This is a genomic window from Brevibacillus sp. FIR094 (assembly GCF_050477165.1).
Classification (GTDB): Bacteria; Bacillota; Bacilli; order Brevibacillales; family Brevibacillaceae; genus Brevibacillus.
In genome coordinates, this window is sequence record NZ_JBEAES010000012.1 from 137,357 (window position 1) to 162,261 (window position 24,905).

The following is a 24,905-nucleotide window of genomic DNA, read 5'->3' on the forward strand; positions in this document are numbered from 1 at the left end:
TCCCTATACTATATGGACAGGACGAGCCGTTTAGCACCGAAAAAAAAGGAAAAACCGGGGTTATCTATCTCCCCGGTTTTACAGACGCGATCCATTCTGCTATTGCTTTTTTCCCCTGATCAATACAATCTGGTACACCTACGCCACTGTACGACGCACCTGCCACGATAACACCAGGGAGTTTTTCTTTTAATTGATGGTTCACATCCTGCACCCAAGCCTGATGTCCGACCACATATGGTATGGCATTTTGCAAGCGCGATACGTTATAAAAATCCGGCTCTGCTCGAATCGTCATGATTTTGCGCAGATCACGGAGGACAACCTCCAAAATTTCCTCGTCTGTCTGCTCCATGAAGGATTGCTCTCCTGCTCTCCCTATGAAGCTACGCAGCAAGGCTTTGTTTTTCGGCGTCGTATGCGGCCATTTGCGATGCGCCCACGTACACGCGGTAATTTTTGCACCAGATTGCCGCGGTACAATAAATCCTGTCCCTTCCATTCCTAAATCAATCGCTGACTCTGGAAATGCCATAGCGATGGTTGCAACCATATGCGGCTTCGCTTGTGGCAGGGTAGGAACTTGTACATAAGGACGGAACAACGGCTCTGCGACAGCATGTGGTACGGTAAACAGCACTGTATCTGTCTCGATCGTTTCCCCATTTTTCAATACCAAGGTGTACTTCCCGTCTGGCCGTTTCACCAGTTCTTTGACACCGGTATTCTTCGAGATGACTTCTTCAGGCAGGCTCTTTTCGATTGCCTCTACTAAGGACTGCAAGCCGTTCTTCAACGTCAAGAAGATGCCTTTTGGCTTTTCTTGCGTTTTTACTTGCGGGCGAGAATGCTTCATCGCTACGATCAAGCTGCGATGCTGCTCCTCCATTTTGGCGAATTGAGGAAAACTCGCAAGCAAGCTGAGTTTGTCGAGATCCCCGGAGTAGACACCGGACAATAAAGGCGCTATAAGATTATCAATAACTTCATTACCTAGCCTACGCCGAAAAAAGTCTCCCACGGAGATATCGCCGTCTCCTTTTGATGCAGGAAGAACGAGATCCAAAGCTGCTCGAAGCTTGCCCGGCCAAGAAATGAGATCGGTCGTGACAAAAGGCATGAGCTTCGTCGGTACACCCATGACCGCTCCTTCTGGTATAGCTTTCAGGCGATCCTGATGCCAAATATAAGCTTGGCCTGTACTGTTGCGAACGAGATCATCCCCAAGCCCCAAGTCAACTGCCAGCTCAGCCGCACTCGTTTTCCGCTCGAGAAACGAATCGGGACCTTGCTCAATAACAAACCCTTCGTGACGCCATGTCTTGATTTTCCCACCAAGTCGTCCCTGCTCTTCAATCAGTTGAAATCGGATTGGCAAGCCTTTTGCTTCGATTTCCTTTTGTAAGTAAAAAGCAGCGGTCAACCCTGTGATGCCGCCGCCTATAATCGTAATATGATAGGTATTATCGCTCATATGATCGATCCCCTAATTCGCCAGCTTCTTTCCGACTGCATCAGCCAGACAGGAAATGAACGCAGGTCTGGCGTTAGGCATCGGTGGACGATTGTAATGTACCCCTAGCTCATCTGTAACCGCTTTGCATTCCACATCATTATCAAACAGAACTTCCAAATGCTCCGCAATAAATCCGACGGGACAGTAAACAAATGCTTGGTAGCCTTTTGCTTCATACAGCTCTCTAGTCAAATCCTGTACATCTGGTCCCAGCCACGGATCAGGTGTATTTCCGGCGCTTTGCCATCCAATTGCATAGGAAGTGATCCCTGCTTGCTCGGCAATGAGCTTTGCTGTCTCTTCCAGTTGCATTGGGTACGGATCACCTGACTTCAAGATTTTTTCCGGCAGGCTGTGAGCGGAGAAGATCACGACTGCTTGTCCACGCTCTTCATCCGTCATCGTAGCAAACGTCGCTTGAATAGCATCTGCCCAATATCCTATGAAGCCTGGTTCCAGATACCAGCTCTCAATGCTGTGGATGACAGGTCCGCCAATTGCCGCGGAATGCTCCTGTGCTCGTCCATTGTATTCTTTGACGCTATAGCTGGAATAATGAGGCGCCAGAACTAAACTGATCGCTTCTGTAATCCCATCACGCTTCATCTGCTCTACTGCGTCTTCGACAAACGGAGCGATATGCTTCAAACCAAGGTACCCTACAAATTCACGGTCAGGGTAGCGTTTGTTCATTTCCTGCTCGAGAGCACGCACCTGCTCATCCGTAATGTCTGCAAATCGATTCAATCCATCTACAGCTTCGTAACGCGCCATCAAATCATCGAGCAGTTCTTGTGGTGGCTTACGACCACGGCGAATGTGCGTATAGTATGGTTCAATCTGTTCAGGACTACGTGGCGTTCCATACGCCATTAACAAGAGTCCGATCTTCTGCTTTGACATGTAAGCGCCCCTCCTGATTAGACGTCCCTTTTGTAACTATGGATGAACTTCGTCAGTTGTTGCAGCGTTTCTACTTTGGCGTCAGGGAATACGCCGTGTCCCAGATTGAAAATGAAGCCTGGTTGTTTTGTGCCTTCATCCAAAATTTCCTTCGCCTTCGCTTCGAGCTTCTCCCAAGGAGCCAGTAGCAGCGTTGGGTCCAAATTGCCTTGCAGCGTCTTCGTCACACCCATCTCACGAGCAGTCGTAATCGAAGTACGCCAGTCCAGACCAACCACATCAACAGGCAAGCGGTTCCAATCCATCAAAAGATGACCAGCGCCGATACCAAAATAGATCGTTGGCACACCAGTATCTTTTAGCGCGTTGAAGATACGCGTCATGACTGGTGTAATGTACTCGCGGTAATCTTCGTCATTCAATGCACCGACCCACGAATCAAATACTTGCACAGCTTGCGCACCTGCTTTAATTTGCGCTTTGAGGTAGGTGATAGTCATATCGCCCAGTTTTTCCATCAGCGCCTGCCAAGCAACTGGCTCGGTATACATGAATGCTTTCGTCTTATGATAGTGCTTGGAAGGGCCGCCTTCGATCAAATAGCTAGCCAGTGTAAACGGTGCACCCGCGAAACCGATTAATGGAACAGATAATTGCTGACGCAAAATCTTAATGGACTCAAGAATGTACGGCACATGTGTTTCCGGATCGAGCTCAAGCAGACGCTCAACATCCTTCAAGGATTCGATTGGGTTTGCGATTACAGGACCAATGCCAGATTCGATATTCACATCCACGCCAATCGGTTTTAGTGGCGTCATGATGTCCGCAAACAAGATTGCAGCGTCAACGCCCAGTTGCTCCACGGGCAGACGTGTCACTTCCGCGCAAACTTCCGGTATGTAGTTCATTTCAAAAAAGCTATGCTTCGCGCGGATGGCGCGGTATTCTGGCTGATAACGCCCTGCCTGACGCATGTACCAAACCGGAACATGCTCTGTCGCTTCACCGCGACATGCTTTCAAAAACGTATCGTTAAAAGTTTTTGCGGTCATGAATAAACCTCGCTTTGCACAATTATGTTTCCTTCAATATGATACCATTCGTCATTCGACAAGTAATGTCTCTTTTGTGTCAAAATCTTTTCGTTTCTTCCGTTTCCAATCCTATCCATCAGTGTTTCCAAACTTCTCCTATTGAATGCGAACGTCCCCAGTAGAACTTCGCATAGTCATTTTGGGTCCATCTGATCCAATCGATGCCTTCACTTTGTATTCCTCGTTCTTTTCATAAGTAAGGTTAGACCAGGTGGTTTCAATGCCTCCTGTATCTGTCGTTACTTCCAGCTGTGCGGCAGCAGGCTCCTTGGCTACTGACACTCGAATATCCCCCGTATCCGTTCGAATAGAAACGTCATGGGTCAACTCTGGCATTGTCAGTTTATCAATCTCGCCTGTAGAGCTTTCAATTGTAACGGCCGAGCGAACATTCGCCAGATTGATATCTCCTGTAACTGTCTGAACGTTAAGCGCTTCTCCTTCATAGCCCAACACGTCCACATCTCCATTGCTGCTGGATATTTTCGTGTTCTTTGCACGCAGCATTCCGCTCTTGATATCCCCTGTCATCGTTTCAAGCTGGACGTGCTCATACACTTTTTCGGGCAGGAAGAGCTCTAGCTTTATCTTCCCGTTGCGAGGATAAAACATATTGACGTGAGGACGTTCACGCAGTTCTACAACCAGCGTACCGTCTGGTGAGACGACACTCCGAAACTCCAGTCGCTCCTGCTGTTGTTCGGATACTTCCCCGACCATTCGTACGCTCGCTTTTGGTTGCTTGGTTGCCATGATTTCCACATCAGACGTTTCCGTCAGCAACTCAATCGCTTTTACCTCTTGTTCGATCATGTGCTCTTCATTGACTTGTTTTAACGAAAATGAGAAATTTTCTTGCTTCGTAAAGAGCCAGATGATTCCACACACACCGATGATGAACAAAAGAAGACTGATTCCAAAGAGTCTTTTCCCCAAATTTCTCATCTCATTTCCCCCTGATCATCTTCACGTTGAACTGGAGATAACGCAAGAATTGGCGATACAGCCATTTCGTCAATCGCAGCAAGCCGATGGCAAACATTCCGCCCAATCCTACCGAAACCATGCTGGAGAACAGCAAGAAAAGTCGCTCTTGAGAAGGGGCAGGAATTCCGTAATCCAAGAATATTCCGACTGGCGCGACCAAAAGTGCCGCAGTCATTGCATACAACCCCATTAGTATACCAATCAGGCCTAAAAATGGCCCCAAAACAAAGACGAGATTGAAAAATCCCAAGCTGATCGTCGCGACAATCGCTCGCGTCATATTCCCTACGGATGCGTTGGACTGTGCTTGATCAATTCGGTAGCCAGCCAAAAGCTCGCGTGCCACTAGCTTCGGACTCCCCAATCCTTCTGCAATTTCATACTCTGTCTTCCCTTGTTTCATTCCTAAGAGAAAATGCTCTGTATAATCGGCAAGGATGTCTAAGCGCTCTTTATCAGGCAAAGCGCTAAGCAAAGCATTTAACTCATCCATAAACTCACGCCTTGTCATATTCGAGTCCCTCCTCTATGATCTCATTTACCCCGCGGTTAAATATTCGCCACTCCAAGACGAGGTCATTCATGTATTGACGACCGCGATTTGTCAGCTGGTAATATTTCCGTGGGGGTCCCTCTTGTGATTCTGCCAGATAGGTCGTAAAAAATCCTTCCTGGGTCAAACGGCGAAGTAAGGGGTAAACCGTTCCTTCAGAGATATGGAATTTTTCTGAGATGCTCGCAACCAGTTCGTAGCCGTATCTGTCCTGTTTAGCTGTCAAGACGAGAACACACAGCTCCAGAACCCCTTTTTTAAACTGTACGTTCATCAACATCACCCATGTCAAAGCTTATCAAATAGCTACTATATATTGCAAGGTACTTCATAATAAAAGACGGACAGGGAGTTTTTCCATCCCTGTCCGGTCAAACCTTATTTTACTTCAACAATGCGGCCTTCTACTTTTGGATTGACAGTTTCACGCTTGATCAAGCCTTCTTCCACAATGCTGTACATGGACAAGCCTGTGTTGAAGAAAGGCTTTTTCAACGATTCGTAACCATCTCCACCTGCTGCCAGGAAGTCGATCGTTGCCAATTTATACGTTTTGGTCAGGTCAAGCGGCTTGTCGCCCACTTTTACTTCTACTACGCGCTCGCCAGCTGGCTTGGATGGGTTGTACGTGAAGCTCATGCCGCTCACTTGCGGGAAGCGTCCTGCTCCCTCTTCTACCTTGCTCACGCCGTTTTCGAGGGCTTTCTTCAGTTCTTCGCCTGTTACTTCTACGACTGCCAGTGTATTGTTTTCGAATGGCAGGAGCGTGTACAGACCTTTTTTCGTGATATCGCCTGCTGGCAGCTGTGTACGGATTCCACCGCCGTTAGCAAGTGCTACATCTGCCTCGTAGCCTTTGATCGACTTCGTGCGCTCCAGCATGATATCTGTGATCAGGTTACCTACGTTTGTTTCTTTCGTACGTACCAGTGCCCGGTCACCATCGAGTGGCACTTCGGATTTCGCAATGACAACATTCATTACCGTATCGATCTTGCCCACGATTTCTTTTACCATCTTATCTACGTCTGGATCAGCCACAACTGCTTCATCGTACTCTTTCAAACCGCCGGTGAATGCTACCAGCTCTTTGCCGAGGTAGTAGAGGTCAGCGCGTCCGAGAGACTTGCCGTACTCCCAATCTTGTACGATGTACGTGCCGTTTACGAGTTCAGGTGCTTTCAGCGGAGTATGGGAGTGACCACCAACAATCAGGTCAATGCCAGGAACGTTTTTCGCGATTTCACGGTCTACATTCACTCCGATGTGGGAAACAACGATCACGTGATCTACTTCTTTTTTCAGCTCAGGTACAAGTACTTTCGCCACTTCTACCGGGTTCTTGAATGTCAGCCCTTTTACGTTGTCAGGGTGAGTCAATACAGGTGTGTCTTCCGCTACGAAACCAACAAAGGCGAATTTCTTCCCGCCAATCTCTGCTTTGAAAACAGGTGGCAGCAATTCTTTTCCATCTGCCTTGAACACGTTAGCAGAGATGACTGGATGCTCGAGCATGTCACGCAGCTTGAGCAATTGCTCATAACCGAAGTCAAACTCGTGGTTACCGGCAGCCATTACGTTGTAGTCAAGGCTGTTGAGGATTGGAACAACAGATTCGCCTTTGAATTGGTTCACGAAAACGGTACCTTGGAAAGTATCACCAGCGTCCAAGAGCAAGAAGTTTTCGTTCTCTGCACGCCATTCCTTGAGCAAGGTTGCGATTTTAGCAAAGCCGAATTCTTTTTGGTTCTTGTCTTCTTGAATATGACCATGTGTATCGTTGGTGTGTGCAATCGTTACATGCGTGGTAGCCGCATCACCCAATGCCTGGAAAAATTCACCGCGCGTTACAGTCGCTTTGTTGTCGAGCTTCATTTTGTAGCCCAGTTTGTCAGCCATTTGTGTCAGCTTGGCGGATGTTACCGCTTGCGCAGGGTTTTTATAGTCGTCTTGTGTGAGAGCACCTTGGCTCTTTGCCCAGTCGAAGTAAGGAGTAGACCAATGAGCACCTTTAGCGGCAGCTCCCACTTTTGCTTCTTTCAATTTGGAGAAAACAACAGTAGCTTCCGCCAGAGTCACGGCACGATCCAAAGCAAGATCGCCATTTTGACCCGCTGATACAATTGCCTTTTTCACCATCCAGTCAGCGTGCTGTACGGGATGCAATGGTGCTGCAAATGCTGAGGAAGACATCAGCGATGCAAATACGATAGATGCAAACGCCGTCATCGTAATCCGACGTGCCTTTTTCATGATAATTTCCCCTCTCGTCTATGTATAAATCAATAGGATAACGTTTTCATTATAGCAAAATTTGCTAGGACTATGGTGTGATTTTGTTACTTTTTGTTGAGAAAGCTCCCCAATGCTTCAGCCATTTTCTCTGGCGCTTCGACCATACCCATATGCCCAACATCAGGCAGCATCACTTGCTCGACACTATTTCTATCTACTGTAAAAGTTTTTTCAGCAGGAATGATCTGATCCTCTGTTCCTGCGACTAATAGCACAGGTAAAGTCGTTTCTTGCAGTACATGATTGCGATCCACTCGATCACGCATGGCGCCTAGTGTTTGGATGGCTCCAATCGAGCTCGTCGCAAAGCCAATCTCTTTTGCCAGCTGGACTTCTTCTCTCATCGATTCGATATGCGAAGGTGCGAACAGCTTCGGGATGAGTGCTTTGATAAAAGGCTCCATACCATTTTCCCGAATGCTCTGGGCTCCTTTATCCCGGTTAGCTTTAGCAGCGTCGTCATCCGGATATGGCGTCGAATGGATCAAGCCAAAGCTCGCCAGCTTGTCCGCGTATTGATTTGCAAATGCCAAGGTCACATAGCCACCGAGCGAGTGTCCAAACAGATGAATCTTCGCTAAACCCAGCTCATCTACAAACAAAGCCAGATCGTCTGCAAAGCGCTCCATCGAATACAGTTCATCAGGAGCCGAGCTATTTCCATGACCACGCAAATCGATCGCAATGACGCGATGCGTTTTAGACAGGAGCGGCATTAGCTTATGCCAGTAAGATGAGCTCCCGCAAAAACCGTGGATCAAAACAAGCGATTCTCCCGCTCCGTCTTCTACATAGGCTATTTTGATGCCGTTACTCAGTTGAACTTCCTTTTTCATCGAATCATACTCCTTTATTGTTTGTTTACTTCTTGTCAACAAGTGCTACTGACCCTTACGATTGGAAAATAACCCCTGCCCCGAAGAACATGAAAGAGGTGCATATGTAGATGGTATACCCAAAAACAGGTTCCGTGATCGTCAGGGACGGGAGAGAAATGACGTACACGCACATTCAGGCAAATCAGACGCCATCTCGCTCCGTCTGTTTTTTCTTTCCCGGAGCCAGCTATTCGTTCGACAGGCCTTATCTGTATTATTCTACCATGCTTTTTTTGAGCAAACAGTTCGATCTCATCTATGTACACGCAGAGTATGGACGAGACCATACGGATTTTTGGAATAGCTCATTCGCCAAACGAAGTGCTTGGATCAGCGAGGAGGTGCAAACGGTTGTCTCACATGTGCTGGATGTTCACGAGTATGAACGAGTTTTCTTCCTCGGGAAGTCACTCGGTACCGTGCCGATTACATGCGGATTGCTCAAGGAATCTCGTTTTGCCCGTTCATCAGCTATCTTATTGACGCCATTGCTGACTGAAGAAATGTTCCATACGGAATTGCTGACTCTTACCCAACAGGTATTTCTCGTTTCAGGAACAGCCGATCATTACTACAATCAGGGCGTGGTTGATCAGCTTGCCACATCCAAGCCGAACATTCAACTCTATCTCCCGCAAAACGCCAAGCACTCCCTTGATGTTGATCTCTACATCGATGATTCCCTTCACGTGCTACAGTCTGTCATGGGCGAACTAGCACGTTTCTTGGACAAGCAAATAGATTGACATCAAAAACAGCACCTCTTGATTGCACTGGGAGGTGTTGTTTTCTTGTTTTTTACCGAAGCGGAATAAAAACTTCATACGCATTGTCGACCCGAGCAGACTCATGCACAGATGGAACGTACCGTTGATCGTAGCGCTCCATGCGAAGGGCTTGCTCGTCCACCTGATGGCCATTCTCGTTGAGCCAACCAAACAGGCCGTGGTATGTGTTTTGCACCTGTTCCATCGGTCCTGTGTAGGTAAAGTGGGCGTATGTCTTCGCTGGAATCGTGAACCCGACCATGCCCGCAGGAATATGGTCGAAACGCTCTACTTCCACCACAATGTACTCCGTATACATTTGGTACGTCCGATTCTCGTCGCTGATGTCGTAACGAACATCTGGTGAAATCACGAGAGGAATCTCATCCTGGCGCTTCAAAAAAGTCTCCCACAGCTTCGGCATGTATTCCACAAGCATGGGAAAAGAACCAGAGAAGCTAAGGCCAACCAGATGCTTTTGCGGTACGTGAATGATCGTCCCTTCCATGTCTCCACCTCATTCATCTGCATTTTTCTTCGTATTTTGACAGACGGTGGAAAAATCCTGCAAAAAATCAAAAAAAGCACCTCCTGCATCAGCAAGGAAGTGCTTACTTCTTTTCATTCTTTATTCGAACGCTCTTTTCATCGCTTTGTAGCTTGCTTCAATTGTCCGTTCGATATCTTCATCAGTATGAGCCAAGGAAACGAACATGCCCTCAAACTGGGACGGCGGGATCATGATGCCTTCCTCCAGCAGATAGCTAAAGTACGCCGAGAAACGCTCCAGATCGGATGTTTTCGCTGTTTCATAGTTGATAACCGGCGTCTCTGTAAAGAACAGGCAAACCATAGAGCCTACGCGATTGAGCGTATGTGGGATGCCCAGCTTCTTGGCATTGTCAGCCAAGCCTTCAGCCAAACGAGCGGACATCTTCTCCAAACGTTCGTAAGCACCTGGTTTGTTGAGTTCTTGCAAGGTAGTCAAACCTGCTGCCATCGCCAAAGGATTACCCGACAGCGTCCCTGCCTGATAGATTGGTCCTGCAGGAGCCACTTGCTGCATGATCTCCCGTTTGCCACCGTATGCACCTACTGGCAAGCCACCACCGATGACTTTCCCCATCGTTGTCAAATCCGGAGTAATGCCGTACAGCTCTTGTGCACCGCCCAATGCTACACGGAAGCCTGTCATGACTTCATCGAAAATCAACAGTGTCCCATGTTTCTCCGTAATTTCACGCAGTCCTTCGAGGAAGCCTGGCTGTGGAGGAACAACCCCCATGTTGCCGCCGATTGGCTCGACAATCACTGCTGCCAGATCGTCGCCAAACGCTTCGAATGCCAGCTTGACGCTTTCCAGATCATTGTAAGGAACCGTAATCGTGTTGTGTGCTGTTCCTTCAGGTACACCTGGGCTGTCTGGAAGTCCGAGTGTAGCCACACCGGAACCAGCTTTGATCAACAGGCTGTCAGCATGACCATGGTAGCAGCCTTCGAACTTCATGATTTTGTTGCGTCTGGTATAACCACGTGCGAGGCGCAGAGCGCTCATCGTTGCCTCTGTACCGGAGTTCACCATGCGCACGACTTCTACAGATGGCACGATCTCACAAACGAGCTTTGCCATTTCTGTTTCCCGCTCAGTCGGTGCGCCGAAGCTAGTTCCAAGCGCAGCTACTTCCGTAATCGCTGCAAGGACACGCGGATGCGCATGGCCCAAGATCAATGGACCCCACGAGCCGATGTAGTCAATATAGCTGTTTCCATCCACATCAAAAATGTGGGAGCCTTCTCCCTTTGCGATGTAAACAGGATTGCCCCCGACGCTCTTAAAGGCACGAACGGGACTGTTTACTCCGCCTGGTATGTAATGCTGTGCTTCTGCAAATAACTGAGTAGATTTTTCTCTATTCATCTCGTGCTCACCTCGCCAGCCATTTTGCAACATCTTTTGCATGATACGTAATGATCAAATCTGCACCTGCGCGTTTGAAGCCAACCAATGTTTCCATAACGATACGCTCTTCATCGATCCAACCATTTAGGGCTGCCGCTTTTACCATGGAATACTCGGCACTCACATTGTAAGCAACGATCGGCAGGTTGAAGTTCTCACGCAGACGAAGAACCATATCCATGAAGGCAAGACCTGGCTTCACGATCAAAAAGTCCGCGCCTTCTTTTACATCGGAAGCTGCCTCGCGCAGACCTTCACGTGCATTGGCCGCGTCCATTTGATAGCTTTTGCGATCGCCGAATTGTGGAGTCGAGCCTGCCGCATCACGGAATGGCCCGTAGAAAGCAGAAGCGTATTTCACCGCATAGGACATGATTGGAATGTGCTCAAAGCCAGCCTCGTCCAAAGCTTCACGGATTGCAACCACGAAACCGTCCATCATGTTGGAAGGAGCGATAATGTCTGCTCCGGCTTTTGCTTGGGAAACGGCGGTCTGACCCAAAAGCTTCAATGTTTCGTCATTCACGACTTCGCCTTCGTGAATGACACCACAGTGACCATGATCGGTGTATTCACACAGGCATGTATCTGCAATCACGATCATTTCCGGATGGGCTTCCTTGATCAGACGCATTGCCTGTTGGGTAATCGCATCATCATTGTACGCCTCTGTTCCGCATGCGTCTTTATGTGTTGGTACCCCAAACATCAAAACAGCTTGAATTCCCAGAGCTACGATTTCCTTCATCTCTTCGGCCAGTGTATCCAAGGAGAGCTGATACACGCCTGGCATGGACGGAATCTCATTCTTAATACCGGTTCCTTCCACTACGAACAACGGATAAATCAAGTCTTCCACCCGTACGTGGTTCTCCCGCACCAGATTGCGCATAGCCGCACTTTTGCGAAGACGGCGATGACGGTCAAATGTTTGTGCCATGTCGATTCCCTCCCAAATTCTCTATGATAGCTGCTAGTAATCCTTCCACGGTATACTCACCCGCTACCACATGAACAGAAAGCCCCTTTTGTTTTGCTGTATCTGCCGTGATGGGTCCGATACAGGCTATCTGAACGTGCTTGAGCCAGTCAAACGATGCATAGGGCTCCATCGCTGCCATAAAATACGTCACCGTTGAAGAGCTGGTAAACAAGATGATATCGATTAGACCTTGCTGTAGCTTTTCCGCTGCGTCTGGCGCCTGCTCTGCATCAATAACAGTGTGATATACGTCTACCTCTGCCACAGCAAGCCCCAAGCGAGCCAACTCCTTTGGCAATGCCTTGCGGGCAATATCGGCGCGAGGTAACAGAACACGCTGACCAGGAAGCAACTGATCATACAAGCTCGACAGCAAGCCTTCCGCCACGTAATCAGACGGGATGACAGCTACTTCGAGCCCATGATGCTCAAGCGCCTTGGCCGTCTTCGGACCGACCGCAGCAATTTTGCCAGTGAATGCTTCGAGTCCTACCCCGACCTCACGCATGCGCTCCAAGAAAAAGCGCACGCCATTCACACTCGTGAAGACCACCCAGTCGTATGTTGGCAACTGGGTGATGGCTTCGTCAAGCTTGGCAGTGTCCGTCGGCGGCATCATTTTTAACAGGGGAAATGCGTACGCCTCTCCCCCTAACCGCTCGATATGTTCAACGAGCTCGCGAACTTGACTTATTGCCCGCGTGACCATGATGCACTTGCCAGTCAACGGCTTGTGCGATCCGTGGACAATCATTGCTCATTCTCCCGCAATACTTGCGCAAGTACTTCTCCCGCTCCCTGCGCCAGGAGGGCTTCCGCCACTTGAATGCCCAGCGCTAACGGATCTTGGCCAGTCGCCGTGTTTTTGAACATTTGCTTCCCATCTGGGGAGCCAACCATTCCCGTCATAGTAATTTCATTGTTCTCTCCAACAGTCGCATATGCGCCAATCGGCACCTGACAGCCGCCTTGCAGTTTGTGCAGGAAGCTGCGCTCTGCTGTTACCGCCAAACGCGTCGGTGCGTCATCAAACTGCTTCAAGAGAGCAAGTGTCTCCTCATCGTCTGCACGGCATTCGATGGCAAGGGCCCCTTGACCGACTGCTGGCAAGCTGATTTCCACAGGCAGGAACTGCGAGATGTTCCCTTCAAAATTCACGCGCTCAAGTCCAGCCGCAGCGAGGATGATCGCATCAAAATTACCTTCCTCCAGCTTGCGCATACGAGTATCAATATTTCCACGCAAAGATTCGATCTGAATGTCAGGGCGATGTGCGAGAATTTGTGCAGAACGGCGCAAGCTACTAGTCCCTACCAAAGCTCCTTGCGGCAGTTCATCCAACGTCTTACCATCCTTGGAAAGCAGAACATCCCGAGGATCAACACGCTTCGGGATCGCACCGATTACCAAGCCCTCTGGCAATTCAGCAGGCATATCTTTCAAGCTGTGTACCGCAAAATCGGTTTCCTTATCGAACAAGGATTGCTCGATTTCTTTGACAAACAACCCTTTTCCGCCTACTTTGGACAAGGTCACATCGAGGATTCGATCGCCTTTTGTCACGATTTCATGCAATTCAAAATCAGCTTCAGGTGCCAACCCCTTCAGTTTTTCTACGACCCATTTCGTTTGGGTGAGCGCCAATTTGCTGCGACGCGTTCCCACTTTCCATTTTCCCATGACAGCCTCCTTGATGAACAGCCCCTACCACCAGTCGTGAAATGTAGAAGTAGTGAAGCCTAAAAAGTTGATAAGCAGTAACAAAAATGCCAGGACGTTCCACTGCGCGAGCCTGCGCATCTGCACCGTATCCCGATAGCGTTGGTACAGCCACAGCGAATAAATCGCAAGAACCAGCACGGATAGCACTACTTTTGAGTCAAACAAAAATTTCTCCGGCAAAACCATTTTACCCCAAATGATCCCTAATACAATCGAGAGCAAGAGCATCGGTACACCCAGCATGTTCATTCGGTACGCGTAGCCTTCCAATTGATCGAGGCTAGGCAATCGCCTGAGCAACGGCGACCAGCGTCTTTCCTTGAGCATTTTGTGCTGAAGTAAGTACATGGCCGAGAAGATCATGGATAGCGAGAACGCCCCGTAGCTGAACATAGCCAGTGTCACATGCGTCAACAATAGCTCAGAGGTCAAGATGCTCGATACAGCCTCAATCGGCGTTTCCGGCAAAAACATCGACATGACGAGCACGACGAACCCGATAATATTAGTAAAAAAAACCAGTAAATCAATCCGAAAAAAATAGTGAATGGCAAGCGACAAGCCTACCAGCACCCATGAATAAAAAAAGAGCGTCTCAAACAGCGTAATGACTGGAAAATACCCCTTCATGACTGCTTGCGAGACAAAAAATGCGGTTTGCAAGGCCCAAACGACAACAAGCAACCCGAAAGCCAGACGATTGACTTTCCGGTTGCTTTGCAAGAAGTCGTTAAAATAGAAGAGAACACTTGCAGCGTAGAGAAAGATCGTCAAGTCGTAGATCCATCTCACCTCGGCCATGCACTCTCTCCCCCACTTTCCCAATCGGTTTCTAACAGTAGCAGATAGATTGTCAGGTCAGCTTATTCAGGGAACCGGGAAGCCAATACCTGCTCCCGAGAAGAAGATGTCTGTTTATTTTTATCGTTAGCCCAGATTGCTTCCTGTTCTTTTCGCTCCAGGATCTCCTCCAACGCAAACATTTTCTCGAAAATATCCAGTACTTCTTCCCCATCTTTGGTAGCTGCCATTTCTTTTAAACGCACGACCGGATCGTGCAACAGTTGATTGACAATACCCTTGGTTGTCTTGCGGATGATGTGCATCTCCCGCTCAGACAGGTTCGGCAGCTTGTTTTCGATTTTTCGCATCGCTTCGCTTTGGATCGTGTTTGCCTTGTCACGCAGTGCAGCGATGATTGGCGCCACGCCAAGCGTTTGGTACCAGGTCGTGAATGCCACGATCTCTTCTTGAATCATGACATCGAGACGTTCCGCTTCACGAGAACGTTCCGCAACGTTACTCGCAACGATGCCTTCGAGATCGTCAATATCATATAAAAATACGTTATCCAGATCATGCAAGTCAGGATTCAAGTCGCGAGGAACTGCGATATCCACCATGAACAACGGACGATGCTTCCTTTGTTTCATGATCGTAGCCAGTTCTTTTTTGCCGAGGACATAACCTGTCGCTCCGGTCGAGCTGATGACGATGTCTGCTGTGAGCAGTGCCTCTGGCAGCTGCTCCATCGTACAGGAGTCACCCTTGAACTTTTCTGCCAAAAGCTGCGCTCGCTCCAATGTACGATTCGCTACCATGACGCGTTCCGATCCGTTTGCGTGCAGGTGCTTGGCAGTCAGTTCGCTCATTTTTCCCGCTCCGACGATCAGGACAGACTTCCCTGCGAAGGAACCGAAAATCTTTTTCCCCAGTTCGACAGCAGCGTAGCTGACAGAAACCGCATTTTGTCCAATCGCTGTCTCTGTATGGGCACGCTTGGCGAACGTAACCGCTTGCTTGAACAAGGTGTTGAAGACGGTCCCTGTCGTTTGACGCTCCTGCGCCAACAGGAACGCATCCCGGACTTGTCCGAGGATTTGTGTTTCTCCCATTACCATCGAATCAAGACCGGAAGAGACTCGGAACAAGTGCTCGATTGCTTGTTCGTTCTCTTTTATATAGAGATGATCCTTAAATTGTTCTTTCTCCACGCCGAACCATTCAGCCAAAAAACGGCGGGAATAGTCTCGGCCAATATTCGCCTGGTCGCAAACAACGTAGATTTCCGTCCGGTTGCACGTCCCCAGGATGATACATTCTGCGATACTCTTCGTCTGGGAGAGAAGATGAAGAGCGCGTGCTGTCCCATCGTCGCTGAATGTAAACTTTTCGCGAATTTCGACAGGAGCTGTTTTATAGTTTAGACCCAGTAAAAGAATATCCATAATGTCCTCCCAGAATAACAAACCTGTTAGCGGCATATGTAAAATGCACTATCATTATATCATTATGTCCCGAATCGGATAGGAGTAATTGTGAAAAGTTTTTTAACGAAGTGCACTTTGCGTATATCCTATATAATCCGCTTGCGTTCCTTCCGGGAATACCTTATGATGTCGGCTATACATGAAAACAGAAGAAAAATTGCGAAAATGTCAGGAAGGAGAGAAAAGAAGCTTTGAGAAAACCTTGGATGGCAGACATAACGCTGCTCCTCGTCGCAGTTATCTGGGGAACTACGTTTTTGATCGTACAGCAGGCAATCGCATCGCTGCCTCCCAATACGTTTAACGCCGTACGCTTTACCATTGCTGCGTTATTTTTACTGATCATCTATTTCATCCGCAATCGTTATCGTTGGCAGAACTCTGAATGGAGAGGGCCACTGCTTCGGGCAGGCGTCATCCTCGGTTTTTGGCTCTGTCTGGGATACGCCTTTCAGACCGTAGGACTTTTGTATACATCACCGTCCAAAGCTGGCTTTATCACAGGTTTAGCCGTCGTATTGGTACCGCTCTTCTCGTTTTTGCTCTTGCGTGAGCGTGTCAAGCCTCTCGCTATCTTCGGCGTGATTCTAGCAGCGTTCGGCTTGTATTTGCTGACACAGAACCAGTCATTCTCCTTTAATCTCGGTGATGCCCTGGTATTCTTCGGTGCAATCTGCTTCGCTATGCAAATCGTCTCTACCGGCAAATACGCACCTCGTTTTGCAGCATTGCCCCTTGCCATTACGCAATTAGGCACGGTAGCTGTTATGAGCTGGCTGTACGCCTTTTTCTTTGAGGATTGGAGTCGTGCTTTTGATCCGGCGATCTTGTTCATCCCCGAGGTGGCCTTTGGTTTGATCGTCACTTCTATTTTCGCTACGGCACTGGCCTTTCTCGCACAGACGGCCTTGCAAAAACAAACCAGCTCGACGCGGGTCGCACTCATTTTCGCTCTGGAGCCCGTTTTTGCTGCAGTCACCTCCTACGTCTTTATTCATGAAGTATTGAGTGGAAGACAGTTGACCGGATGTCTCCTGATTTTCACCGGCATGATTCTCGCCGAACTGCCGATTCAAGAATGGTTGCGGAATTTCCGCCAGAGAAAACCAAATGAGAGTCGTGAATCCGCCTGATGCGAAAAGCAAAAAAGTTCCTTCTCCCCTGCGGGAAAGGAACTTTTTTTATGAGCTCTTCTTGACCTCTAGCATTACGGCATCCACAAAAAGCTGCATGACCGGTCCGCACACTTCTTGCGGGTAACGCTCCGTTCGTTTGAGCCACTGTTTGAGCCGGAGCAAATGATACGCTGCTTGTGGAAGTCGCCCTCTTGTCCCATGGTCAATGAGAGCGACTGCCGACAGACCGACCTTTGTCCACAGATGGAACTTCTCCACCCACGGCCTCGTTTCTTCTGCAAGCTTCTGATTCGTCATCCCTGCTAACAGCTTGTCTGCCGCCGCTTCCATTTTCTGAAAAAGAGCCGTCAAGTCAGTAATGGCTTTTTCCCGATCTCCCTGCAAAAAATGAAAGCGGAAGGTCAAGATAGCTTCTAGCAATCGCGGCGATTCCACCTCGCATAAAAACGAGCTTTGCACGTTATCCGCAAAGGTGAAGAAAGCATCTGCATCCTTTTGTCCCGCTATTTCCTCTACAGCTTGTTTCCATACCGTATCAGGATCGTAGCCGATCGGATCTCGCAAATAAGCTGCCGTCGTAATCAAAGGAATCTTCGAGCATTCTGGTCTAGACATCGCATTCGCCACATAGCCTGCTGCGTATTGCCACAGGTCAGGATCGCGGTGACGCAATGGACCGATATGTAGTTCATTCGCCATGGCCAAATCATTCACCGGGTAGTTGTCCCAATAAAATGGCTGATGACCTGTATACTCATGAAAGCGAATGGCATCGCCATCCGTCAGGTAGGGCGAGCAGACGAATCGTCCCGTCCAGAACAAATCGATTTCTGGCGGCAAATGCTGGCCAAGGTACATGATGTACGCTTCTTTTCCAATCCCGTTGTATTGTGTAGGACAGACAACTAGCTTGACTGGATCGCCCCAGCTCCTTATCAAATCCCACACATAAAGCGTCGTCTGGGTATGCGCCTCCGCCAAATGGGCAAACTCGGCTACATCCTTCTCATGCAAGAGATGCATGGGGATATCATCGAACAATAGCGCAAAGTAACGCACACCACGATCATACAAATCCCGATACTTCCTGCCTAACAGCTCCAAGTGCTGACGATTCGTATATTCCATGCTGAGTCCGGGTCCCAGACAATAAATAAACTGCATGTTGCGAGTCTTTGCCCGCTGGATCAACTCATCTAACTGTTGATTGGCTGTCGTAGGAAGCGGCTCCATCCAGCGTTCCCGCAGATACTCGTCATCTTTTGGAGCGTAGAAATACGCGTTGTAATCATGTCGGTGCAAAAAGTCGATCATATCCAGCCGCTCTTCATGTGTCCAAGGTGTTCCATAGAAGCCTTCGATCACACCACGTACAGCAAAGCAAGCACTCCCGCTCACTCAGATGCTCCCTTCCCCACGACGAATTGGGTCTAAGAATTACTCATTGGCTGGAGCAATCTCCTCAGCCTTGGCAGTCGTCTCCCTGGCCATTTCCTCGCCAGCACGGATACGGCGCATAATTTCTGCCCACAGTTCATCCTTGCCTTGACCTGTCTCCGAGGAAAACACAATGATCGTATCATCCCCGCGCAAATTCAGACTTTGACGGATGATCTTCACATGCTGTAGCCAGCGCCCGCGAGCGATTTTATCACCTTTCGTCGCTACAACTACGGTAGGGATCCCGATTTGCTTGCACCAATCGTACATCGCAATATCGTCTTTACTCGGAGCATGGCGAATATCGACCAGTTGAATAATGAAGCGAAGCTCTTCCCGGTTTTTCAAATAGCCCTCGATCATTTTTCCCCATTGTTCCTTGATCGTTTTTGCTACCTTTGCATACCCATAACCCGGGAAGTCAACGAAGTAGAGCATTTGATTGACACGGAAATAGTTCAATGTCTGGGTTTTACCCGGACGAGAACTGATCCGGGCAAGCCCTTTGCGGTTCATCATTTTATTGAGCAGAGATGATTTTCCTACGTTAGAGCGCCCTACCAACGCGATCTCATGGAGACCATCAGTCGGATACTGTTTCGGTCCAACCGCGCTGATAATAAATTCTGATGATGTTACTTTCATGCTTTGTCACCTACTGGCTGTTTAGTTAGCGCGTGACGCAGCACTTCATCTAAATGGTCAACTGGATAGAATGACAGTTCACCGCGTACGCTCTCCGGGATATCCTCGATATCCTTCTCGTTGTCTTTTGGCAAAATGATCGTGGTTAAACCTGCACGATGAGCAGACATGCATTTTTCTTTCAGCCCGCCAATTGGCAGAACCCGACCTCGCAACGTAATCTCCCCGGTCATCCCCACTTCTTTTTTCACAGGGATTTTCGTCAGGGCGGATACGAGTGCGGTTGCCATGGTAATCCCAGCAGAAGGACCGTCTTTTGGAATCGCCCCTTCTGGAAAATGGATGTGGATATCGTTCTTCTCGTGGAAGGACGGATCAATTCCCCACTGATCTGCATGGGAGCGAATATAGCTAAACGCAGCCTGCGCAGATTCCTTCATGACGTCACCCAGTTTCCCTGTCAGGGTGAGCTTACCTTTTCCAGGTAGAATGCTGACTTCTACATTCAGCGTATCTCCACCTGCTTGTGTCCAAGCCAGACCCGTAACGGAGCCGACTTGATCTTTTTTCTCCGCCAGTCCATAGCGGTAGCGCGGTTTGCCGAGCAGTGCCTCCAATGTCTTTACCGTAACCACGACACGCTTCTTCTCACCGCTCACGATCAGCTTGGCAGCTTTGCGGCATACATTGGCTGCTTCGCGATTGAGGTTGCGAACACCCGCTTCTCGCGTGTACAAACGAACGAGCTTCAGCATCGCATCGTCATTCATTTTCAGCTTATCTTTGCCCAGACCGTGATCCTGCATTTGCTTCGGCAAGAGGTAATCTCGCAAAATGTTCAGCTTTTCCAATTCGGTATAACTGGAAATCGAGATGACCTCCATGCGGTCCAAGAGCGGACGCGGAATCGTATCGAGACTGTTTGCGGTCGTAATAAACATGACGTTCGTCAAATCATAGGTCTCTTCGATATAGTGGTCACTGAATTTATCATTTTGGTTTGGATCGAGTACTTCGAGCAGTGCAGACGCAGGGTCTCCGCGGAAATCGGACGCCAGCTTGTCGATCTCATCCAGCAAAAAGACAGGATTAACCGTACCGGCTTGCTTCATTCCTTGTATGATTCGTCCTGGGAGAGCACCTACATAGGTGCGGCGGTGCCCGCGAATTTCTGCTTCATCGCGTACTCCACCCAAGGAAATGCGAACGAAATTGCGCCCGATTGCACGCGCTACGGAACGGGCCAGAGATGTTTTCCCGACACCCGGAGGGCCTACCAGACAAAGGATCGGTCCACGCATGGAGTTTACCAGCTTCTGTACTGCCAGATACTCCAAGACGCGCTCCTTCGGTTTATCCAAGCCGTAATGATCTTCATCGAGAACTTGCTGTGCATGATGAATATCTAGATTGTCTTCAGTCGTCTTTGTCCACGGCAGTGCAAACAAGGTATCGATATACGTACGGATGACCGAGCCTTCCGCAGAAGTCGCCGGCATCTTTTCCAGACGTTCGAGCTCCTTCTCGATCTTCGTTTTGATCCGCTCAGGAGCGTCCGATTTTTCCAGTTGAGCACGCAGCTCATCTACTTCGCCTTGGCGTCCGTCCTTGTCGCCCAACTCTTTTTGGATAGCTTTCATTTGCTCACGCAGGTAATATTCCTTTTGCGTGCGCTCCATCTGCTTCTTCACGCGGTTGCCGATCTTGCGCTCCAGCTCTAGTACCTCGCGCTCGTTGTTCAAAATGGTCAAAAGAATTTCGAGACGTTCCTTGATGTTGGTCGTCTCCAAAATTTCTTGTTTGTCCTTCATCTTGAGCGGCAAATGCGAAGCAATCACATCCGCCAAACGTCCCGGTTCCTCAATGTCCTGCACAGAGGTTAGCGTCTCTGGAGAAACCTTTTTGGACAGCTTGATGTACTGCTCAAAGTGGCCCAGCAAGGAACGCATTAAAGCTTCCACTTCGTTTTTCTCTGTTTTTTCATCTTGCAAATATGTAATCGACACGACGAAATAATCTTCCTGTTGAAGATACTCCTCGATCTTCGCGCGTTGCAAGCCTTCTACCAATACACGGATTGTCCCATTCGGCAGCTTCAGCATTTGTTTCACACGCGCAACGGTACCAATACTGTAAATTTGTTCAGCATCTGGCTCTTCTATATGGACCTCTTCCTGTGTCGCAAGCAAAATCTTGTTATCGTCTACCATGGCTTGCTCCAATGCGCGGATGGACTTTTCCCGTCCAACGTCCAAATGGAGTACCATTGTCGGATAAACAAGCAATCCTCGCAACGGGAGAAGCGGTAATTCTCGTTTACCGGAACGTTCGCCCAAGCGGATGCACCTCTCCTTGTTGATCTACCCTCTTACAAAGAGCCTTATAACAGACAAAAACGGCCCTTTAAAGCCGTTTTTAAACGCCCGCCCGGCCCCAAAAAACGAGACAAAAAAGATCATACGCAATCATTTTTTGTGGAGCTCGTTTCAGGCCGGGCAAGGCCTCAGGCTCTTTGCAAGCAGAAGCTTTTTTCCATTGTAGCGCAAACACAATCCGATGTCTAATCCGCGAGCATACCCGACTGTTACAGGGATAGCGGAGAGGAAGCGAGATCCTCTGCTGGGATTTGCAAAGTAAATCCTGTCGCCTCTTCTTCTTGCATGGCAGCTTGTGGTACAGCTAGCTCGATTACCTCAGTGACAGTTGACACTGGTATGATTTCGATCCCCTTCATGTCTGCAAAAATGCTTTGCCAGTTTTCCTGTGGAATGAGGACTCTGGTCGCTCCCGCTTGTTTGGCGGCCTCTACCTTCGCAACTACACCCCCAACTGGCTTTACCTTCCCATGAATACTGATTTCGCCAGTCATAGCCAGTAAATTATCGACAGGCTGATTAAAAATCGCCGAGTAGATCGCAGTGGCAATGGTAATTCCCGCAGAAGGCCCATCGACAGGGATGCCTCCCGGAAAATTGATATGCAGATCGTAATCATACGGGCGGACGCCCATTCTGTTCAGGACAGTCAAAACGTTTTCGATCGATCCTTTTGCCATCGACTTCCGGCGGATCGTCCGGCTGCGGCTGCCCATCTCCTCTTCCTCAGCCATTCCAGTCATCGCCATTCGACCTTGACCCGGAACAGTGGTGGGTGAAGCGGTCACTTCCAGCTCCATCACACTGCCCATGTTCGGACCGTACACAGCAAGACCGTTGACCAAACCAACCTGCGGTGTATCATGCACCTGCTTTTCTGGGCGAGGCGATTTTTGACTGCTGTGCATCACCCATTCCACATCGGCAGCCTGGATGTCTTGGCGGTCTTCGGTCAAGGCAATTCCCGCAGCGATTTGCAGTGTATTGATCGCTTCACGTCCATTGGTCGCATAGCGCTCGATTACAGAAACAGCACCGTCTTCCATATTCATATTCATTTTAGGCACGGCTGTACGCACGATACTCCCAATTTCTCCAGCCTTCAATGGGCGGAAAAAGATTTCCAGGCAACGGGAACGAAGCGCAGGAGGCAGTTCTTCTGGAAGCCTTGTCGTCGCTCCAACCAGGCGGAAGTCGGCGGGCAAACCGTATTTGAAAACGTCATGAATATGCGAAGGAATTTGGTTATTTTCCTCGCTGTAGTAAGCACTCTCCAGCATAACTTTGCGGTCTTCAAGAACCTTTAGTAACTTATTCATCTGCACAGGATGAAGTTCCCCTATTTCATCAAGAAAAAGCATGCCACCGTGCGCTTTCGTCACAGCGCCTGGCTTTGGCTGCGGAATCCCCGCCTGCCCAAGCGAGCCTGCCCCTTGATAAATAGGATCGTGTACAGAGCCGATTAACGGGTCAGCAATCCCTCGCTCATCAAAACGAGCAATCGTCGCATCGATTTCAATAAACTTGGCATCAGAAGAAAACGGCGATAGCTGATTTTTCTTCGCTTCTTCCAGCACGACCCTAGCCGCTGCGGTCTTGCCTACACCAGGTGGTCCATAAATAATGACATGCTGTGGGTTGGGACCACACAAAGCAGCACGCAACGCACGAAGCCCATCTTCTTGTCCTACAATTTCTTCCAAAGTCGCTGGTCTTGTTCTTTCTGACAGAGGCTCAGTCAATGCAACCATTCTCATTTTACGAATGGAATCAAGATCCTTACGCGATTCCTTTTCGGTTGAGGTTTTCGTGTTTCTCTGCGCTCGCAGTAAGTTCCAAAAGTAGGTGCCGATCACGATACCAACAACCACTTCAATGACAGCAATGACCAATGTCGTATAGTCCATATGCAGTCCCTCCCATGCGTCTTCGCTTGCGGTCAACTTTTGTCCCCCAAAGAGAGAGGAACACGTTCATGACCGTTTTGTGCATATGTAAAGCTTCTCTTGAACGATATCAAGTAGTATTGCCCCGCAAGCGTAGACGTAAACCAACAACAAAAAAACCACCTCGCTGATAACGAGATGGTCTGTGTAGACAATACTTATGCTGTTTCTTCGTGCAATTCCTGGCCTTCTTTGGTCAACAATTGTGGCTTCACTTTGTCGCGAACCGTTTCTTCGGTAATCACGCACTTGTTGACGTCTTCTCTGGAAGGAAGCTCATACATCATATCGAGCATGATTTGTTCGATAATCGCACGCAGACCGCGCGCACCAGTGTTGCGCTTAATCGCTTCTTTCGCGATTTGCATGAGCGCACCGTTATCGAACTCCAGCTCAACACCGTCGAGACTCAGCAGTTTTTGATACTGTTTCACCAAAGAGTTTTTCGGCTCTGTCAGGATACGAACGAGCGTCTCCTCATCCAGCGGCTCCAAGGTAGCCAGCACTGGCAAACGACCAACAAACTCCGGAATCAGACCAAATTTCAGCAAGTCTTCCGGCAAAATGTATTTCAGGTATTCTCCAGCTTTCAGATCGCCTTTTACGCCATCGCCGAAGTCTGCACCGAAGCCGATGACTTTTTTACCCAAACGACGCTTGATAATCTGCTCGACGCCATCAAAGGCACCACCGCAGATGAACAAAATGTTCGACGTGTCGATTTGGATGAACTCTTGGTGAGGATGCTTGCGTCCGCCTTGTGGTGGAACACTCGCAACAGTCCCCTCCAAAATTTTCAAAAGCGCTTGTTGAACGCCTTCACCAGATACATCACGCGTGATGGATGGGTTTTCCGATTTGCGGGCTACCTTATCAATCTCGTCGATGTAAATGATTCCTTTTTCAGCCTTCTCAACATCATAATCAGCAGCCTGAATGAGCTTGAGCAAGATGTTTTCAACGTCTTCACCCACATAGCCTGCCTCTGTCAGAGAGGTTGCGTCCGCAATCGCGAAAGGTACATTCAGAATGCGCGCCAATGTTTGCGCGAGCAACGTTTTCCCGCTACCAGTCGGACCGATCAGCATGATGTTGGATTTTTGCAGCTCCACATCCTCGATCTTCGCCCCGGAATTAATCCGTTTGTAGTGGTTGTACACCGCTACAGACAAGGACTTCTTCGCCATATCTTGACCAATAACATAGTCGTCCAAGATTTTGCGAATTTCCACTGGCTTTGGAATTTCTTTCATATCGATTTCTTCTTCAGTGCCCAGTTCTTCCTGTACAATTTCATTGCACAGTTCGATACATTCGTCACAAATGTAAACACCAGGACCAGCTACCAGCTTGCGCACCTGTTCCTGGGACTTGCCGCAGAAGGAACACTTCAGTTGGCCTTTGTCGTCGTTAAACTTAAACATGCGCTTCAC

General features: G+C 48.9%; 22 protein-coding genes. 2 read left to right on the forward strand and 20 right to left on the reverse strand.

Annotated features, from left to right (window positions below; all coding sequences use genetic code 11):
- Window positions 1-64 precede the first annotated feature (64 nt).
- The 8 genes from hemY to ACQ5DJ_RS13185 all read right to left on the reverse strand — a co-directional run bounded on the left by hemY (window position 65) and on the right by ACQ5DJ_RS13185 (window position 8,187).
- Window positions 65-1,474 carry a protoporphyrinogen oxidase gene (gene hemY / locus ACQ5DJ_RS13150; RefSeq protein ID WP_429842860.1) on the reverse strand — a complete coding sequence of 470 codons (1,410 nt, stop codon included), beginning with the start codon at window positions 1,472-1,474 and terminating at the stop codon, window positions 65-67.
- A 12-nt stretch (window positions 1,475-1,486) separates the two neighbouring features.
- Complete coding sequence (hemH, locus tag ACQ5DJ_RS13155; RefSeq protein ID WP_429842861.1) at window positions 1,487-2,419, reverse strand: ferrochelatase; 933 nt, start codon at window positions 2,417-2,419, stop codon at window positions 1,487-1,489.
- A 17-nt stretch (window positions 2,420-2,436) separates the two neighbouring features.
- On the reverse strand, window positions 2,437-3,474 hold the full coding sequence (gene hemE, locus ACQ5DJ_RS13160) for a uroporphyrinogen decarboxylase (protein ID WP_069850577.1): 1,038 nt from the start codon (window positions 3,472-3,474) through the stop codon (window positions 2,437-2,439).
- 138 nt (window positions 3,475-3,612) lie between these two features.
- Window positions 3,613-4,461 carry a DUF4097 family beta strand repeat-containing protein gene (locus ACQ5DJ_RS13165; protein ID WP_429842862.1) on the reverse strand — a complete coding sequence of 283 codons (849 nt, stop codon included), beginning with the start codon at window positions 4,459-4,461 and terminating at the stop codon, window positions 3,613-3,615.
- 1 nt (window position 4,462) lies between these two features.
- On the reverse strand, window positions 4,463-5,014 hold the full coding sequence (locus ACQ5DJ_RS13170) for an HAAS signaling domain-containing protein (RefSeq protein ID WP_429842863.1): 552 nt from the start codon (window positions 5,012-5,014) through the stop codon (window positions 4,463-4,465).
- Window positions 5,001-5,330, reverse strand: coding sequence for a PadR family transcriptional regulator (locus ACQ5DJ_RS13175; protein ID WP_173608498.1), 330 nt, complete (start codon window positions 5,328-5,330; stop codon window positions 5,001-5,003). The genes ACQ5DJ_RS13170 and ACQ5DJ_RS13175 overlap by 14 nt, the downstream gene beginning before the upstream one ends.
- 104 nt (window positions 5,331-5,434) lie before the next feature.
- Window positions 5,435-7,309 (reverse strand): bifunctional metallophosphatase/5'-nucleotidase, encoded by a 1,875-nt coding sequence (locus tag ACQ5DJ_RS13180; protein ID WP_429842864.1) that lies wholly within the window; start codon window positions 7,307-7,309, stop codon window positions 5,435-5,437.
- A gap of 86 nt (window positions 7,310-7,395) precedes the next feature.
- On the reverse strand, window positions 7,396-8,187 hold the full coding sequence (locus ACQ5DJ_RS13185; RefSeq protein ID WP_429842865.1) for an alpha/beta fold hydrolase: 792 nt from the start codon (window positions 8,185-8,187) through the stop codon (window positions 7,396-7,398).
- A 110-nt stretch (window positions 8,188-8,297) separates the two neighbouring features.
- Between ACQ5DJ_RS13185 and ACQ5DJ_RS13190 the strand changes: the two genes are divergently transcribed.
- Window positions 8,298-8,975, forward strand: coding sequence for an alpha/beta hydrolase (locus ACQ5DJ_RS13190; protein ID WP_429842866.1), 678 nt, complete (start codon window positions 8,298-8,300; stop codon window positions 8,973-8,975).
- Window positions 8,976-9,027: 52 nt separating this feature from the next.
- Here the strand turns inward: ACQ5DJ_RS13190 and ACQ5DJ_RS13195 are convergent, their stop codons facing one another.
- The 7 genes from ACQ5DJ_RS13195 to hemA all read right to left on the reverse strand — a co-directional run bounded on the left by ACQ5DJ_RS13195 (window position 9,028) and on the right by hemA (window position 15,888).
- The gene (locus tag ACQ5DJ_RS13195; RefSeq protein WP_429842867.1) at window positions 9,028-9,504 is read right to left on the reverse strand and encodes a GyrI-like domain-containing protein; all 477 of its coding nucleotides are present in this window, start codon (window positions 9,502-9,504) and stop codon (window positions 9,028-9,030) included.
- 120 nt (window positions 9,505-9,624) lie between these two features.
- Window positions 9,625-10,914 (reverse strand): glutamate-1-semialdehyde 2,1-aminomutase, encoded by a 1,290-nt coding sequence (hemL, locus tag ACQ5DJ_RS13200; protein ID WP_429842868.1) that lies wholly within the window; start codon window positions 10,912-10,914, stop codon window positions 9,625-9,627.
- A gap of 7 nt (window positions 10,915-10,921) precedes the next feature.
- Complete coding sequence (hemB, locus tag ACQ5DJ_RS13205) at window positions 10,922-11,896, reverse strand: porphobilinogen synthase (protein ID WP_412843661.1); 975 nt, start codon at window positions 11,894-11,896, stop codon at window positions 10,922-10,924.
- Complete coding sequence (locus tag ACQ5DJ_RS13210) at window positions 11,880-12,692, reverse strand: uroporphyrinogen-III synthase (protein ID WP_429842869.1); 813 nt, start codon at window positions 12,690-12,692, stop codon at window positions 11,880-11,882. Before ACQ5DJ_RS13210 ends, hemB begins: the two co-directional genes overlap by 17 nt.
- The gene (gene hemC, locus ACQ5DJ_RS13215; RefSeq protein ID WP_429842870.1) at window positions 12,689-13,618 is read right to left on the reverse strand and encodes a hydroxymethylbilane synthase; all 930 of its coding nucleotides are present in this window, start codon (window positions 13,616-13,618) and stop codon (window positions 12,689-12,691) included. Before hemC ends, ACQ5DJ_RS13210 begins: the two co-directional genes overlap by 4 nt.
- A gap of 24 nt (window positions 13,619-13,642) precedes the next feature.
- Window positions 13,643-14,461, reverse strand: a complete 819-nt coding sequence (locus tag ACQ5DJ_RS13220; RefSeq protein ID WP_017247503.1) for a cytochrome C assembly family protein — start codon at window positions 14,459-14,461, stop codon at window positions 13,643-13,645.
- A gap of 62 nt (window positions 14,462-14,523) precedes the next feature.
- Window positions 14,524-15,888, reverse strand: coding sequence for a glutamyl-tRNA reductase (gene hemA / locus ACQ5DJ_RS13225; protein ID WP_429842871.1), 1,365 nt, complete (start codon window positions 15,886-15,888; stop codon window positions 14,524-14,526).
- A 233-nt stretch (window positions 15,889-16,121) separates the two neighbouring features.
- On the opposite strand from hemA, the gene ACQ5DJ_RS13230 reads away from it, so the two are divergent.
- Window positions 16,122-17,063 carry a DMT family transporter gene (locus ACQ5DJ_RS13230; RefSeq protein ID WP_429842872.1) on the forward strand — a complete coding sequence of 314 codons (942 nt, stop codon included), beginning with the start codon at window positions 16,122-16,124 and terminating at the stop codon, window positions 17,061-17,063.
- Between the two features lie 48 nt (window positions 17,064-17,111).
- On the opposite strand, the gene ACQ5DJ_RS13235 is transcribed toward ACQ5DJ_RS13230, so the two are convergent.
- From ACQ5DJ_RS13235 to clpX, 5 genes are all read right to left on the reverse strand, one after another.
- On the reverse strand, window positions 17,112-18,464 hold the full coding sequence (locus ACQ5DJ_RS13235) for a protein O-GlcNAcase (protein WP_429842873.1): 1,353 nt from the start codon (window positions 18,462-18,464) through the stop codon (window positions 17,112-17,114).
- A 39-nt stretch (window positions 18,465-18,503) separates the two neighbouring features.
- Window positions 18,504-19,151, reverse strand: a complete 648-nt coding sequence (gene yihA / locus ACQ5DJ_RS13240; RefSeq protein WP_429842874.1) for a ribosome biogenesis GTP-binding protein YihA/YsxC — start codon at window positions 19,149-19,151, stop codon at window positions 18,504-18,506.
- On the reverse strand, window positions 19,148-21,487 hold the full coding sequence (gene lon / locus ACQ5DJ_RS13245) for an endopeptidase La (protein ID WP_429842875.1): 2,340 nt from the start codon (window positions 21,485-21,487) through the stop codon (window positions 19,148-19,150). The genes yihA and lon overlap by 4 nt, the downstream gene beginning before the upstream one ends.
- Before the next feature lie 248 nt (window positions 21,488-21,735).
- Window positions 21,736-23,433 (reverse strand): ATP-dependent protease LonB, encoded by a 1,698-nt coding sequence (gene lonB, locus ACQ5DJ_RS13250; protein ID WP_429842876.1) that lies wholly within the window; start codon window positions 23,431-23,433, stop codon window positions 21,736-21,738.
- A 197-nt stretch (window positions 23,434-23,630) separates the two neighbouring features.
- A complete protein-coding gene (gene clpX / locus ACQ5DJ_RS13255) occupies window positions 23,631-24,896 on the reverse strand; it encodes an ATP-dependent protease ATP-binding subunit ClpX (protein ID WP_007722243.1) in 1,266 nt (421 codons plus the stop codon).
- Window positions 24,897-24,905 lie beyond the last annotated feature (9 nt).